The 15449-nt window shown below is 43.8% G+C and carries 11 protein-coding genes; 1 reads left to right on the top strand and 10 read right to left on the bottom strand.

Annotated elements, in window-relative coordinates:
• Window positions 1-165: 165 nt before the first annotated feature.
• The 7 genes from BUC05_RS00925 to BUC05_RS00895 all read right to left on the bottom strand — a co-directional run bounded on the left by BUC05_RS00925 (window position 166) and on the right by BUC05_RS00895 (window position 11208).
• Complete coding sequence (locus BUC05_RS00925; RefSeq protein WP_011246346.1) at window positions 166-1980, bottom strand: ABC transporter ATP-binding protein; 1815 nt, start codon at window positions 1978-1980, stop codon at window positions 166-168.
• Window positions 1981-1994: 14 nt separating this feature from the next.
• Window positions 1995-3743, bottom strand: a complete 1749-nt coding sequence (locus BUC05_RS00920; RefSeq protein WP_035204459.1) for an ABC transporter ATP-binding protein — start codon at window positions 3741-3743, stop codon at window positions 1995-1997.
• Window positions 3744-3927: 184 nt separating this feature from the next.
• On the bottom strand, window positions 3928-5319 hold the full coding sequence (locus BUC05_RS00915; protein WP_011246344.1) for a SpoVR family protein: 1392 nt from the start codon (window positions 5317-5319) through the stop codon (window positions 3928-3930).
• Between the two features lie 104 nt (window positions 5320-5423).
• Window positions 5424-7178 (bottom strand): phospho-sugar mutase, encoded by a 1755-nt coding sequence (locus BUC05_RS00910; protein ID WP_035204457.1) that lies wholly within the window; start codon window positions 7176-7178, stop codon window positions 5424-5426.
• A gap of 61 nt (window positions 7179-7239) precedes the next feature.
• Complete coding sequence (locus BUC05_RS00905) at window positions 7240-8847, bottom strand: glycerol-3-phosphate dehydrogenase/oxidase (protein ID WP_011246342.1); 1608 nt, start codon at window positions 8845-8847, stop codon at window positions 7240-7242.
• A 65-nt stretch (window positions 8848-8912) separates the two neighbouring features.
• On the bottom strand, window positions 8913-9611 hold the full coding sequence (gene sfsA / locus BUC05_RS00900) for a DNA/RNA nuclease SfsA (protein WP_011246341.1): 699 nt from the start codon (window positions 9609-9611) through the stop codon (window positions 8913-8915).
• 58 nt (window positions 9612-9669) lie between these two features.
• Window positions 9670-11208, bottom strand: coding sequence for a bifunctional GNAT family N-acetyltransferase/carbon-nitrogen hydrolase family protein (locus BUC05_RS00895; protein ID WP_035204454.1), 1539 nt, complete (start codon window positions 11206-11208; stop codon window positions 9670-9672).
• A 610-nt stretch (window positions 11209-11818) separates the two neighbouring features.
• On the opposite strand from BUC05_RS00895, the gene BUC05_RS00890 reads away from it, so the two are divergent.
• Window positions 11819-12358, top strand: a complete 540-nt coding sequence (locus BUC05_RS00890) for a hypothetical protein (RefSeq protein WP_235360740.1) — start codon at window positions 11819-11821, stop codon at window positions 12356-12358.
• Window positions 12359-12793: 435 nt separating this feature from the next.
• Here the strand turns inward: BUC05_RS00890 and BUC05_RS00885 are convergent, their stop codons facing one another.
• The 3 genes from BUC05_RS00885 to BUC05_RS00875 form a co-directional block, all read right to left on the bottom strand.
• Complete coding sequence (locus BUC05_RS00885; protein WP_011246338.1) at window positions 12794-13525, bottom strand: glycerophosphodiester phosphodiesterase; 732 nt, start codon at window positions 13523-13525, stop codon at window positions 12794-12796.
• Between the two features lie 61 nt (window positions 13526-13586).
• On the bottom strand, window positions 13587-14222 hold the full coding sequence (locus BUC05_RS00880) for a fumarylacetoacetate hydrolase family protein (protein WP_035204453.1): 636 nt from the start codon (window positions 14220-14222) through the stop codon (window positions 13587-13589).
• 49 nt (window positions 14223-14271) lie between these two features.
• Complete coding sequence (locus BUC05_RS00875) at window positions 14272-15444, bottom strand: pyridoxal phosphate-dependent aminotransferase (protein WP_082369276.1); 1173 nt, start codon at window positions 15442-15444, stop codon at window positions 14272-14274.
• Window positions 15445-15449 lie beyond the last annotated feature (5 nt).

The following is a 15449-nucleotide window of genomic DNA, read 5'->3' as shown; positions in this document are numbered from 1 at the left end:
TCTAACACCCCGGTATCTCTTAATCTTTTTCTCTTTTTTTCGTCCACTCACCAAAAAATCTGATTAATTGAATGACTTCTATTCTACTCCTCTTTTGACGAAAAAGTCAATCAATTTATCCGTTGAAAAAAAGCTTTCCTCCGGCAAAGAAGGAAAGCTTCTTTTTTAATCCTTGATTGCAGCATATTGCGACTTGACGAGGCCAAAATAGGTCCCTTTCTTTTCCATCAGTTGGTCATGGGTACCTTGTTCAATCACATTGCCATGTTCAAGGACAATGATGTTGTCGGCATCGCGAATCGTTGAAAGGCGATGGGCAATCATGATCGCCGTTCTACCTGCCAACAGCTTTTTAAGCCCGTTTTGGATTTTCACTTCGGTTTCTGTATCGATGCTGGCGGTAGCCTCATCCAAAATTAAAATACGCGGATCGGCAATTAACGCCCGGGCAAAGGAAAGAAGTTGCCGTTCCCCTACAGATAGCACATTCCCTTGTTCTTCGACTTCAGTTTGGTAGCCTTGTTCCAACTTTTCGATAAAGGAATGGGCTCCGATTGCTTGAGCTGCTGCTATGATTTCTTCGTCTGTGGCTGAAGGATTGCCAAAACGAATGTTATCCATGATTGTGCCTGCGAAAATAAACGTGTCTTGGAGGACATAACTGACATGTTTGCGCAGATCGGCAAGGCGAATGTCTTTTAAATCAACGCCATCTAAGTGAATCTCCCCGGAAGTTGGATCATAAAAACGGCTCATCAAGTTGACAATCGTTGACTTGCCAGAACCAGTATGGCCGACAAGAGCCACTGTCGTGCCAGCATGAAAGGTAAGATCAACGCCGTTTAATGCCCGACGTTTGCCGTCGTAAGAAAACTCCACTTCTTTAAAGACGATTTCTCCTTTTATGTCTGTAAGCGGCTGTGCATCTGGCTTATCTTCCACATTCGGCTTTTCATCGAGAAATTCAAAAATCCGCTCGCTCGAAGCCATGCCGACAAGAAGCTGGTTGTACACTTGCCCTAAACGGGAAATTGGTTCCCAAAACATGCCGATGTAAAAAGCAAAAGATACAAACACGCCTAATTCTAATGTACTCGCATCACTTTGGATTAAAAACGCGCCATACCAAATTAATATCGCTCCTCCAAGTGCACTTGCCATTTCAACAAATGGTCGGAACAATGCGTTCATCCGTGTAGCCTGGCGCCAGCTCTCGTAGTTTTGGCTGTTCACTTCGTCAAAGAAATCCATGTTTTCATGTTCTTGGGCATAGGCTTGTGTCACGCGAATACCTTGAATGCTCTCATTCAAATGGGAATTCAGCCTAGATTGGCGCAAACGCACGGTTTGCCAAGCACGGCGAATTTGCCGGCGCAGTTTCGTTGAAATAAAAAACATAATCGGCAAAACGATGAGAATGACAACCGCAAGTTCTGGGCTGAGCGAGAATAAAATCACCACAATCCCAACAAGCATGACCGCATCCATCAATAAATTAATAACGCCGTTTGTAAACAAATCTTGGAGAGAATTCACATCATTGATTACTCTTACAAGAATCGAGCCAGCTGAACGCTGGTCATAAAATCGATGGGACAAATGCTGGATATGGTCAAACAGCTTTTTGCGAATGTCAAAAATAACGTGCTGGCCAAGCTGGTTCGTCCAGCGGATGCGGAATAAATTGGCCACATAGGCGAATAGATACAAGCCTAAAACAATGCCTGCATAAAGCACCATATCGGCGGTGGTCGCTAACCCTTTTTCCAGCCTGTCGACAGCGAATACACCGATAAATATTGGGATAATCAGCCGCACTGCCGTCGCCAGGAGCATAACAAAAATCGTTTTTGGCAACAGGCTTTTTGCGTAAGGCGCCAAAAACGAAAATAGACGCGTCATTTGTTTCCAGTTAAAGGGCTTTTCAATAATTTCCTCAGTTGAATAGTGAAAACGAGTTTTCCTTCTTGCCTGTTCCATGCCTGGTCACATCCTTACGCTTGTTGCAGCACATATTGTTGATCTTGGTTTTGGATATCGTAAATCCGTCTGTATAGCCCTTCTTCCTGTAGAAGGCTTTCGTGGTCTCCGTCTTGAACAATGCTCCCGTCTTCAAGAACGAGAATCTTGTCACAATGCTTTACAGATGATATCCGATGGGCAATGACAAACGTTGTTCGCCCCTCCATTATTTCTTTTAGCGCTTGCTGGATTTTCATTTCTGTTTGCATATCAACAGCGCTTGTCGCATCGTCTAGAATAAGAATGCTCGGGTTTAAAATCATCGCCCTGGCAATGGCAATTCGCTGCTTTTGCCCTCCAGAAAGACCGAGGCCCCGTTCGCCGAGAATCGTGTCGTATCCGTCTGGAAGCGAGCTGATAAAGTCATGTGCATCGGCACGCTTAGCCGCCGCTACGATTTCTTCCATCGGAACATCAGGGTTTCCATAGGCAAGGTTGTCACGGATAGAAGAAGAGAACAAAAACGTTTGTTGAAGCACGAGGCCGATATTGCTCCTCAGTTCCTTCACATCATATTCTTCTACCGGTTTGCCATCAATGAAAATGTCACCCGCTGTTTTTTCATAAAAGCGCATGATAAGCTGGATAATGCTTGATTTTCCTGAGCCTGTTGCACCGACAAGCCCGATTGTCGACCCTTTAGGTGCATGGAAAGAGATATCGGTGAGCGCATTTTTGGCTTTGTTGTTATAGCGTAACTCGACGTTTTTAAAAACCACATCGCCCTCAAGCTTCGTATATGAGCTTGTTTGCTCTACTCCGTTTTTCCGCTCCTCTTCATCCAATATTTCAAGCAAACGTTCACCTGACGCTTTTGACTGTGAAAACGTGTTGATAATAAATCCAAGGTTCATAATGGGACCAATTATGAACCATACAAGGCTAAAGAAAGCCGTTAATTCGCCGGCCGTCAATTGGCCTTGTACCGCTAAATAACCGCCAAAACCAAGAAGAAGCACAGCAGACGTGTTGCCGATGAATTCCATTAACGGAAAATACGTTCCCCATACATTAGCGACTTCTACGTTTTTTGCACGATAATCGTCATTTTGTTTATGGAAACGGTTTTTTTCTGTGTCTTCCTGGGCAAGGGCTTTGACCGTATGCATGCCGCTTACATTCTCTTGCACTTTTGTGTTGAGCGAAGCTAGTGATTTACGGACACGCCGAAATCCCGGATGTACCCGTTTATCAAACTTGTAAACAACGACACTTAAAAACGGCAATGTCACCATTGTCACAATTGTTAAAGGCACCGAATAGTAAAACATAACGATCAGCGAAAAGCCGACAAGCAGGACAAAGTTGACAAGCTGAGCGCAGCCAAACGAAAGAAAAAAGCGGAATGCTTCCACGTCCGCTGTTAGCCTTGACATCAAATCGCCGGTTTTAGCATTGTCGTAATAAGTAAATGGAAGGAATTGCAGTTTTTTATAAAGCGCTTTCCGAAGACGATAAACAGCCCGTACGCCAAATAAATCACCAAAATATTGGTTGATGTACGTGGCAATTCCTTTTACTGCCATGATTAAAATTAAACCGATCGCCAAGTAAGGGATAATGCCGTATTCTCCGCCGCTAATACCAACATCAATGGCGATTTGCAAAACAACCGGATAAACAACCGTAATTGCTGTCACAAAAAACAATGCGATCAAAGAAAACACAAAAAACCTTTTATCTGGAAGATAAAACGTTGCCAGACGCCTAAAAGTCTCCACCGTTACACCACCTCTTAAAGTCAATGCTTAGAATTACGAAATACCGTAGAGTCGTAAAATCTATCTTACTCTGAAACGAAACGACCGTCAATTAATATATCGATCATTTTGAAATTTTTTTGTATGCCTATGTAACGTAAAGACATTCGCTCACGTTGCACAAAAAAAGGGCTATCTGCTGCCCCTATAAATACTTGCGGTGCATTTTGCCGCCGTCGTAAATAAAAACAATCTGTTTTTCATTAATTTCTGTTTCCAAATGAACGGTGCGGCCCCATAGTTGATAAAGATAAGGAAGGACTCTCTCTAAATGGCCAACATCAAGTTCAATTCCTTCAAAACGATGGGTAATATACAGCTCCCCATTTTTTAAGTAATCGCCATCCGTTACTACCAGGTACGGAAAGCCGCCATTGACCCGCGATTTAGTAATGTGGTCACGTACACCTTCCCAAGCTTTGTCGACAACCTTATAGTCGGAACCTTGTTTTTGGAATAAGTACATGTCTTCCCGGTGGACGAGCTCTTTTGTTAAATAGTTGCGGATAAAGGACGTATCCGATTCAATTTCACGGACTTCAAAGATTTTCTCTCGCCCGCTCCCTGGCTTAATCCCTTGTTTGCGCTGCATTTCCTCTGTTGGCTCGTTGTAGCGTTGTTCAATATCCTCAAAAATTTTCAACCCTAAGTAATAAGGATTAATGGACGTTTTCGATGGCTGGACAACAGCAGCGTTCAACTTCGCAAATTCAACGGCCTCTTCGCTCGTTAAATCCATTTCTCTAATGATCCGTGCATGCCAAAAAGAGGCCCAGCCTTCATTCATGATTTTCGTTTCCAATTGTGGCCAAAAATAAAGCATCTCTTCGCGCATCATTGTCAAAATATCACGTTGCCAAGGTTCCAATTCCCTGCTATGGTGTTCGATAAAACGAAGCACATCTTTTTCAGGGCTTTCAGGAAAACGTTTCTTTTTTGGAGCCGCTTCCTTTTTCGGTTGCTCTTCTAAATTCCACAAATCCTCGTATTCAGAAGCTCGTGGCTTTTCAAATGTCAATTCGCTGCTCTCCACTGGCTTGACAAGCCCAGGATCAATATGCTCTTGAATCGCCAAAACAGCATCAAGAAAATTTTCAACTTGCTCTTTGCCATGAATATGTTCATAGTGGGCAACCCGTTCGGCGGTTGCGCTCATGCTCTCTACCATATCGCGCCGTGTATTGGAAAAGCGAATGTTGTTTTTAAAAAAGTCACAATGGGCCAACACATGGGCCACAATAAGCTTGTTTTGGATCAAACTATTGCTGTCTAACAAAAAGGCATAGCATGGATCAGAATTAATCACGAGCTCATAAATTTTGCTTAACCCTAAATCATACTGAAGTTTCATTTTGTGGTATTGCTTGCCAAACGACCAATGGTTATACCGTGTTGGCATCCCATAAGCACCAAATGTGTAAATGATATCCGCTGGGCAAATTTCATAGCGCATTTCATAAAAATCAAGGCCAAATCCTTTAGCAATTTCAGTAATTTCTTCAATCGCATACTGCAGTTCTTTCCGATTGTCAGACAACGCGCTCCCTCCTTCGTTGTCTTCCTATTCTATGAACAGCAGCGGGGGAACATGAACGAAGAAAAAACCCTTGGCGTACAGCAAGCCTGTACGCAAGGGCAATGTTAAGAAATAAAAGCTTCCATATAAGACATGACCGCTTGTTGCAACTGAGTCAGTTTTTGTTCGCTCTCTTCATTGCTAGAGCCGACAACACCAAAATAAAACTTCACTTTAGGTTCTGTTCCAGAAGGACGCACACAGAACCACGAACCGTCCTCAAGTGTGTACTTCAGTACATTCGATGCTGGCAACTCAATCGCTGTCCGTTCTCCGGTTGCTGTGGCAAGCGCTTGTCTCGATTCAAAATCTTCGACTGTTGTAATGAGCTTGCTAGCCATATGTGTAGGCGCTTCTTGACGGAGAGAGGCAAGAATAGAAGCAATTTTTTCTGCCCCTTCTTTTCCTTTTAACGTTAATGATTGCAACCCTTCACGGTAATAGCCGTACTTGCGATAAACTTGCTGCATTGCTTCATAAACCGTCATGCCTTTACGCTTATAATGGAGTGCCAACTCAGCAGCAAACAGGCAAGCTTGTATAGCATCTTTATCGCGGACGAAATCACCTATTAAATAGCCATAGCTTTCTTCATAGCCGAACAAAAATGTATGTTCACCAGAACGTTCATATTCGCCCATCTTTTCGCCGATAAACTTGAAGCCTGTTAATGTATCGATGGTTGTCAGCCCGTAAGCATCAGCAACTGCTCGGCCTAGTTCAGACGTGACAATCGTCTTGAGCACTATGCCATTTTGCGGAAGCGTCCCCTTTTGCTGGCGTGTTTCGAGAAGATAGTCAAGCAAGAGCGCGCCAGTTTGGTTTCCAGTCAAGACAACGTAGTTTCCCTCGTCATCTTTCACTGCAAGCCCTACTCGGTCTGCATCCGGGTCTGTAGCAAGCAAAAGATCTGCCTCTTGGCGCTCCCCATAGTCCATCGCCAATGTAAAAGCTGCATGTTCCTCTGGGTTGGGTGAAGAAACAGTTGAAAAATCAGGATCAGGTTGCTCTTGTTCAGCCACCACTGTAACGTTTGTAAACCCGCTTTCTTTTAAGGCGCGCCTAACCGCAACATTCGCTGTGCCATGGAGCGGTGTAAACACAATGGCCAACTCATCGCCATACTGCTTGTCCATTTCAGGCTGAAGCAAAATCGTCTTCAATTGTTCGTTATAAGCATCGTCAATTTCAGTGGAGATGAGCTCGTATAACTGTGCTGCTTTCAATTCCTCTTCATCGCCAACTTCAATAGCCAATTCATCTTCGATTGATTGCACACAAGCAACAAGCTCTTCTGCAGGGGCAGGCGGGAATTGGCAGCCATCTGAGCCGTATACTTTAAATCCATTATATTCAGGCGGGTTATGAGAAGCGGTAATGACAATGCCCGCTTCAGCCCCGAGATAACGGACGGCAAACGACAATTCTGGCGTTGGCCGCAAACTTTCGAAAACGTACGCTTTAATGCCATGAGCGCCTAACGTGATTGCTGCTTCATGGGCAAACTTTGCCGACTTATGGCGGGAATCAAAAGCGATCGCCACTCCTTTGCTTTTCGCCGTCTCGCCTCGTTTTTCAATAAAGCGGGCCAGTCCTTCGGCTGCTTTTCGAACAGTATATGTATTCATCCGGTTTGGTCCTGGCCCAATTTCCCCTCGCATGCCTCCTGTCCCAAAGGCAAGTTCCCGGTAAAAACAATCTTCAAGCGCCTTATCATTATCCAAAATGGCGTCCAATTGTTGACGCACATCTGGTTCTAATTGTGCAAATTGGTTCCAGCGTTCCACTTTCTCCACAATATTCAAAAGAGTCCCTCCCATAAAAACTGCTCTACGCTATCATTTTACACAGCATTCCACTGGTTTGCCAGCAAAAAACGGCTTACCTGCTTGCAGGCTTGATCAAGGCATCCAATTCCACTCGGTATTGCGCTTCCTGCTCTTCGCTCCAATTAAAGCGATCACGCATGTAGCGAAAAACCGCTTCCTGGACATGTAACGCTTCTGTTTTATTAAAGTAGAACATCGCCGTGCGCCTGACTAAAAAGTCTGCGGGCGTAACCGCCATTTCTTCTTCAATCGAAAACAGCAGCTGTGCAAAAATAACCGGCGGCAACCCAAATAGACGTGCTTGTTTTTTATAAGACCAAAAGCGTGCATAAATGGCCCCTACATTCGAACCATACATATCGACTAATTCTTGTGCCTTTTCTTGGCTGATTCCATACTGCACCCCTTCAGCGAGGCGCTTTTCTTTATAATTGTCAAATTGGTCAACGCTGCCTGCATAGCCGCCAGAAAGGGTGACTGTATCCGTTTCGCACGGAGAAAAAGGGCCTGCTTTTTTGGCGATACGGTCAAGAATTTGCTGGGCCAATAAACGATAACCAGTGGTGTGTCCACATACGACTGTTACAAGGCCAGAAGCGGATTCAAACCAGTCATTTTTCCTGATCGCTTCATGCTTTTTTTTATTTGTTTCAATCACAATTGGCCGTTTAACATGCCATGAGGCTTCAATATCATCAGGTGTAATCTGTACTTCCTGAAACGTCTGATTGATTTTCGCCAACATGACCTCTCGTTCGTTTTTGTCCTTTTCATCGCTGTCCGTCAAAGACAATACGACTTTCTTGCCCCTTGGCGCCAGACTAATCAGCTTTTTGTCGTCCAATTCCAAATAAACAACTTGGTCAATCGCAAGCAGCTCTTTTGGAATGACCATATAAACATCAGTCATATAGCCAATCGTCTTGGCCGACATAGACCGGTCTTGCTCCCGTAGAGTATCTGCCTCAATCCCTGTCGCATTAATAATCTTTTTAGCGAACACTTTATAAGCTTCGCCAGTCAACTGATCGATCGCAACCACACCGACAGCTTTCCCATTTTCATAGAGAAATGTCTCTGCTTTCATATAATTGAGTGCCATTGCTCCCCTTCTAGTTGCTTCTTTTAATAAGTCAAATACGAGCCGTGCATCGTCCCGCCAAAATTCTTGGTAGAGAACAGCGCCTTTGATCGATTTGTCAGAAAGCAAAGGCGCAAGGCGATTCAGTTCTTTTTTTGATAAATGTTTGCGCTTTTCCTTTCTTGCTAAGTCTGATATACGTTCAACTACCTTTGAACCAAAAGAATGCCTGCCAAACATGCCGACTTTAAAAGCAGGAAGCAGCAAAGGAAGCTGTTTCATTAAATGCGGAGCATTTTCATGCAAAATCAAGCGCTCTTTGACATATTCTCCGTGCCATTTCATGTCAAGCTGGTGGGCCTGCCTACTCTCATTATGAAAAAGGGTTGACCAGGCACCTGAAGAACCTGAAGCAAAATCGGCTCGTTCAATTAAAACAGTCTTCATTCCCCTGACTACTGCATCAAGGGCGATGCCCGCTCCTGCAACCCCGCCACCGATTACTAGTAGATCGAAGACATCCCCTTCCAGCTGCTGTATATACTCACCCCGCAATTCACTTGAAAAAGAATGAACCATCTACAACTCCCCAATCTGTTTGCTCACTTTCCTTATCATAGCATTTTTTCACAATAACAGAGAAGTCAGACGACAACCGGAATCCGATTTTTTAAACAAATGTTCTGTTTGGATAGTTCAGTGCTTACAGCGCTAATGAACACACCTTTATCGTTTGCCTCCTTAATCGCTTTGGCAAAATCAGCGTCTATGCTGCTTTCCATTTCCACTGTGCTAATGTTGCTATGTTGAGAGACAAACAGAACCGCACTCTCATACTCGGGCAACAAATTCAAAGCAGTCAATTCCCGGACATGTTTTGCGCCCCTTTTTGTGACCGCATCTGGAAAAAACCCTTTGCTGCCCCGAGCAAGCGTTACACTCTTTACTTCAAGCACCAGCGTGCGTCCGTTTTTCGAGAGCAAAAAATCAAAGCGCGATTGGCCTATTGTTGCTTCTCGTTTTTCTAACTGCCAGCCACTAAATGCTTCAAGCGATTGGGAGGCTAGCGCTTCTTCTACTAGTTGGTTGGCAAAAGTCGTTTTTAATGAAACAAGGTCACCGCCAGGCGTCTCACATAGAACAGCTGTCCACGCCGTTTTTCGCAACGGGTCAACAGCAGGCTCCGCCCAAATGATGGCGCCTTCTACTAACAATTCACGCAAACGTCCTGGATCAGGCAAATGGGCCAGGACGTTCTCCTCTGTATCAGTCCGCTTTAACTCGACAACAAAACGATTGGGGCGATGAACGAACTGCATTTTCGTTAATGGCGGCAAGCGCATGGTGATTCTTCCTTTCTATTTAAGACACATTCGATCTGTCTGCTCAGTCTGCTTTCACTTATTGTTTATAAACAACATGATAAATGTCATCACGGCGGTCACGTAATTGATTGACGCTGCCAGAACGGCGGTGGCGCCGCAAAATTTCCAAATCCACGTCTCCTACTACGACTGTTTCAATATTAGGGCTGCACTCCCCTACGATGCCGTCCCGTGGGAACGTGAAATCAGACGGCGTGAAAATGCCAGACTGGGCATACTGAATATCCATATTGGCCACATCAGAAAGATTGCCGACTGTGCCAGAAATGACGGTGTAAATTTGGTTTTCAATCGCTCGTGCCTGGGAACAGTAGCGGACACGCAAATAGCCTTGGCGGTCATCTGTACAAAATGGCGAAAAGATGATGTTCGCCCCTTTGTCGGTTGCAATACGGGCCAATTCTGGAAACTCAATGTCATAACAAATTTGAATGGCAATTTTGCCGCAGTCTGTGTCAAATACTTTTACTTCATCGCCGCCGCTAATCCCCCAAAAAAGTCGTTCGTTTGGGGTAATATGGAGTTTATATTGTTTTTCAATCGTTCCATCACGGCGGAATAAATAGCTGATATTATAAATCTTCCCTTCTTCTTCTACATAATGGGACCCACCTATTATATTAACGTTGTAGCGAACAGCAAGCGTCGTAAACAGCGCAATATATTCCTCTGTAAATTCCGTTAAACGACGAATCGCCTGGCTTGGACTTTTCTCGGGAAGAAAAGATAATAGCTGAAGCGTAAAAATTTCAGGAAAAACAGCGAAATCGGATTGGTAACTAGCTGCTACATCTGCATAGTACTCACATTGGACAGCAAAATCATCAAATGAAGCAATTTTTTTCATCTCGTATTGGATCGTCGTAATCCGCACAGGGAAAGACGTTTTGAAACGCCTTTTCGGCGTAGATGGCTGGTAGTCAATGTTATTCCATTCCATCAATGTCGCATACTTCATACTCGCTTTGTCGTCAGTCAAGTAATTGGCATTAACTCGTTTAAGGGAAAAGCCATTAATCACTTGGAACGTCAAAACCGGGTCATAAATATTATGCATGGTTACTTGGTCTACATATTCCCGTGGGGAAATTTTGTCCGCATACTTGTAGTAGTTTGGGATGCGCCCACCAATAATAATGCTTTTTAAATTTTTTTCCCGGCACAAATCTTTCCGCGCTTCATATAAACGGCGGCCAATTTTCATGCGGCGAAAATCAGGGTGCACCATGACTTCAATGCCGTATAAATTGTAGCCATCAGGATCATGGTTGGTAATATAGCCTTGGTCGGTAATTTCATCCCAAGTGTGCTGGTCGTCGTATTCATCAAAATTGATAATCAAACTAGAACATGAGCCAATGATTTGCCCATCGTATTCGACGCAAAATTGGCCCTCTGGAAATATGGAAATATGGCTCTTTAATTCTTCACGGCGCCACGGCTCCATATTTGGAAAGCATAGTTTTGACAAATTTATAATATCGTTAAAATCCTTTTCTTCGATATGGCGAAGAATGATTTTTTTTTCAAACCTAGACACATCAATTTCTTTCATGCTGTTCACACCTTTCTCATTTGAACATGTCAATCATTCCGTAGTTTACCTCTTTTTCAGCTGTTTGAATAGTGTTTTTCCCCGTTCAAGTAAACAAGGCAATTACACGGTAATAGCGAGTGCTTCGGTAAATGAATAAATTGGTTTTTCCAAGATCACGATAGCAACAAATTCACCTTTTTGAAAGGTTTAGCATTTCGTTTCCAACGACCAATTGAAATGATGAATGCTAAGTCATTTTTGGTATTTCTCTCGTTATACTTTTTTAATTCCTCTTTCAGTGCTTCGCCATTATTAAATTGGACAAATGCCCCTTCATTGCCACAGAAGGCTTACAAAGATGGATACAACGATTAATGTGATTGTAAACCCAATGTTGGAAGATTTATCTAACGTGGTTTTAAGTTTAACAGTATCCAAAATCAGAGAAATGAAGTAAGGATTGACTAGATTAGTACAGGAGATCTAATACAACATACGAAACACTATGTTACACTTAGTTTGCCTAAATCACAAAATAGACAATGTTCCTTCTTTAGCTAACAAGCAGGGTAGATGAAGAGAAGTCATACTCATCAATCAGGAAAATTTTTGAACGGGGAGAGGATGGATGATGGAGCTGGAGTATATAAGAGATTATGTGATGTACACAGCAATTTTCGGCATGTTTAGTTTTATTTGGTTCGGGTGGGCACAGGAGAATCCCAGAAAAAACTGGCGTAAGTATATGGGAATTGCTTCTGGAATTGCGTTGCTAGTATGCTTGATTGGCGTGTACTTGAGTGTGACGAACTGGGAGGAAGCTACTGCTTTGTCAGAAATGAATGCTTTAACTACTTATATCATTGTTTTCTATGCCCAATTAATCATCGGAGGTCTTGGAGCTTTCTTATTGACTCGAAAGAAAAAAAAGGATTACGTTGCTCCGTGGATTGCTTTTCTAGTAGGTGTTCATTTTTTCTGGCTAGTAAACGTCTTTGACGATTCTGGTTTGTATATTTTAGCGGTGCTTATGATAATTATTGCCGTTATATCACCACGGCTGTCCAAAAGATGGGGAGTTGCCAGCAGTGCAATCACTGGCATTGGATCTGGCACCGTTCTATTTTGTTTCGCCATATTGGGATTGATTCGCTATCTTTTGGCATAAAATAATTATAAATTGTAAGTATAACCAATAAACGGAATATATAGAGGTGCTACATAAACAATATCCCTATTAAAAATAGACTATCGAATCATCAGTCTTAACTTTAATTATTGCTGTAATTACACTTAACTGGAACGAATGGAGCCAAGGCTTTGGCAAAGGTCTGGCCACACATTTGCATACAAATTGGTTGCCGGCTAACGGGTTGGGGGATTTAGTAGTCGGAGCGTTCACATGGTGTGATCCCCATTTCCAGTTGGTAAAAAGCGATAAACTATCACCAGGAGCCATTCACAAGCCGGAAACGGGGCATATTAAAAAAAATAGATAAAAATGCATAGCTATTGAATGAGCAATAGGGTAATTGAAAAAGCATTCTTTTCGTAAAGAAGCACGAATCAGTTTTAAGCAACTGCCCGTTTGTTTGTTGCCCTCTTACATAAACTCTTCACGAAGATGGAGCGCTCGTGTCGGAAAATCTGTAAAGACGGCTGGACAGCCCCAAGAAAATAACTTTTTCAAAGTTGTGGTGTCATTGACAGTAAAAGCCCGAACCGCAATATTTGCCTGTTTCATTTCTTCGATCAATTCTTTTGATACGTACATACTGTCTAAATGGTAGCCTTTTGCCCCTAACTGCTTCAGATAGCTGGTTGCTTTAAATAAAGGCCCTTTTACAAGTGCGGCCGTTTCAATGAAAGGTAAATGGGCTTGCAACTTTGCTAGCAACATATGGTCAAATGAAGAAACAACAAGACGCTCTTTAAACCGGTTATCGTGAATGAGCGGCAAAATCGCATCAATGACGCGCTCATGCGGCTGGCCATATCCTTTTATTTCTAGGTTTAAATGGAGCGACGGATAACTCGCTGCCCAGTCGAGCAGTTCAGACAGGAAAGGGATGCTTTCTTGTTTTTGGTACGTTTGCTTGGCAGCTGCATTCAATTGTTTCAACTCATTGGCCATATATTGGCAAACAGGGCCTTGCCCATTGGTTGTTCGGTTGACCGTGCGGTCGTGAATCACAACCGGCACATCATCTTTCGTTAATTGAACATCGAATTCGATGCCGTCTGCCCCTGCTTTTGCCGCTTGCTCAAAAGCCTTCAGCGTGTTTTCCGGATAAGATCCAGACGCACCACGGTGGGCATAAATCAACGTTTTCATCCATGCACCTCCTTTCCGTTTACGTTCTTCAAAGGTTTGTTTTAAAAACAAAGGGAGGTGTTTATTCTTTACTTTCCATTCTTACAAAAAAAGTCCCCTTTGTTTCTCCTTGACATGCAAGGTTAAATTGATCACCATCAGCGATTGCCCCGACACCTTCTGGCGTGCCTGTAAAAAGCAAATCGCCCTTTTTTAAACCAAAAGCAAGATGGCATTCTTGGACAATTTCATTAAACGAAAACAACATATTCTCCGTATTGCCTAGCTGGACGACCTCGCCATTTCGTTCGAGAGAAAAGTTGAGGCTTTTGCTTTCTTGTTCACCTGGAAACGGGAAAAATGGCGTTAGGATGGCAGAGTTGCGAAACCCTTTGGCGCGGAGCCAAGGATGCCCTTTTTGCTTTAGCTTGCTTTGCAAATCTCGCAACGTTAAATCAACACCTATGGCCATCTCCGTGACGACATCATCAAGTGTATCTCCATCCTCCATGTCTTTGGCAATTTTCAATACAATCTCGGCTTCATAATGGATGGCCCCTTTGTCACTTGGATAAAGAAGCGTCCTTCCGTCAGCCAACACAGCTGCGCTTTTAGGTTTGCCAAATAACAACGGTTCTGTCGGCACTTCGTTTCCTAATTCTTTTGCATGGTTGGCATAGTTACGGCCAATGCAATAAATGCTCGCAATTTCCTCCATTCCATCCCCCTCTGTGTCATTACACGGACGACACGGTTTCATTGTCTTATTAAAACAGATTTAAGTTGCCCACTCGTGCGATCGCCTCACGCAATGTCGTTTTGTCAGCGAGGAGCCCGATACGCACATATCCTTCTCCATACTGGCCAAACCCGTTTCCTGGAGCGACGACGAGATGGGCTTTGTCAAGAAGCAGTTCACTAAATTCCTCGGACGTATAGCCTTTTGGTACAGGGAGCCAGGCAAAAAACGAACCTGATGGTTGTTCAACTTGCCAGCCAATTTCCTGGGCTGCCTCCCAAAGGGCTTCGCTCCGTTCTTTGTACAGACCAACCAGCTCGTGTACACTGGATTGATCGGATTGCAACGCGCAAGCAGAAGCTGCTTGAAGGCCGCCGAAGAGACTACAATGGTAATGATCTTGCAACTCTTCTAGCATCGCAACGATTTCCTTATTGCCAAGCACGAAACCGACACGCCAGCCTGCCATATTGTACAATTTCGACATAGTAAAAAGCTCTACGCCTACATCCTTTGCCCCCTCTTGCTGCAAAAAGCTGCATGGCGTGCCATTAAACCCGATTGCACCGTAAGCAAAGTCATGAATGACCGGAATACAGTGCGAACGGGCAACAGCGACCGTATCGGCAAAAAAGCGCGCGTCGGCTGTCGCGCCAGTTGGGTTGTTAGGATAATTTAGAAACATCATTTTTGCTTTATCCAACACATCAGAGCCTAGCTCATGATAATCTGGCAGAAATCGGTTGTTCCTTAACAACGGCATTGGTTTCGCTATTGCTCCCGTTATCGCGATGCCTGACAAATAGTCTGGATAGCCTGGATCAGGTACGAGCGCCATGTCCCCCTTATTTAATAAACATTGGCATAACTCAACAATGGCCGTTTTTGTTCCTGGCACAATGGCGACCTCGGTTTCAGGGTCCAACTCCACGCCATACTGCTGTTTGTAATAAGCAGCGATTGCTTCCTTTAAAAACGGATACCCACGAAAAGGGCCGTATCGATGAAACTGCGGCTCGCTGCTTGCCTCACGCAGCGCCTCAACAATAAAGGCAGGAGTCGGCTGATCGTGGTTGCCTTGGCCTAAATTTATGAGATCATTATGTTCTTGAGCCAATCGTTGTGCTTTGTTTACTAATTTCGCAAAAAATTGACTTGGCAGCTGTTCCATCATTTTTGCTTGCTGTATGTCCATCGCCATCCCCC

This window comes from Shouchella rhizosphaerae, assembly GCF_900142675.1.
Classification (GTDB): domain Bacteria; phylum Bacillota; class Bacilli; order Bacillales; family Bacillaceae_D; genus Shouchella; species Shouchella rhizosphaerae.
Note: the sequence above shows the minus strand (reverse complement) of the source record. Positions and strands in the feature narration are given on the sequence as shown.

Coding starts and splice junctions, on each gene's coding strand:
- sfsA (WP_011246341.1), bottom strand. CDS start 9,611: ATGCGCTTGCCGCCATTAACGAAAATGCAGTTCGTTCATCGCCCCAAT.
- BUC05_RS00925 (WP_011246346.1), bottom strand. CDS start 1,980: ATGGAACAGGCAAGAAGGAAAACTCGTTTTCACTATTCAACTGAGGAA.
- BUC05_RS00910 (WP_035204457.1), bottom strand. CDS start 7,178: ATGGGAGGGACTCTTTTGAATATTGTGGAGAAAGTGGAACGCTGGAAC.
- BUC05_RS00895 (WP_035204454.1), bottom strand. CDS start 11,208: ATGAAAGAAATTGATGTGTCTAGGTTTGAAAAAAAAATCATTCTTCGC.
- BUC05_RS00885 (WP_011246338.1), bottom strand. CDS start 13,525: ATGAAAACGTTGATTTATGCCCACCGTGGTGCGTCTGGATCTTATCCG.
- BUC05_RS00875 (WP_082369276.1), bottom strand. CDS start 15,444: ATGGCGATGGACATACAGCAAGCAAAAATGATGGAACAGCTGCCAAGT.
- BUC05_RS00905 (WP_011246342.1), bottom strand. CDS start 8,847: ATGGTTCATTCTTTTTCAAGTGAATTGCGGGGTGAGTATATACAGCAG.
- BUC05_RS00890 (WP_235360740.1), top strand. CDS start 11,819: ATGATGGAGCTGGAGTATATAAGAGATTATGTGATGTACACAGCAATT.
- BUC05_RS00880 (WP_035204453.1), bottom strand. CDS start 14,222: ATGGAGGAAATTGCGAGCATTTATTGCATTGGCCGTAACTATGCCAAC.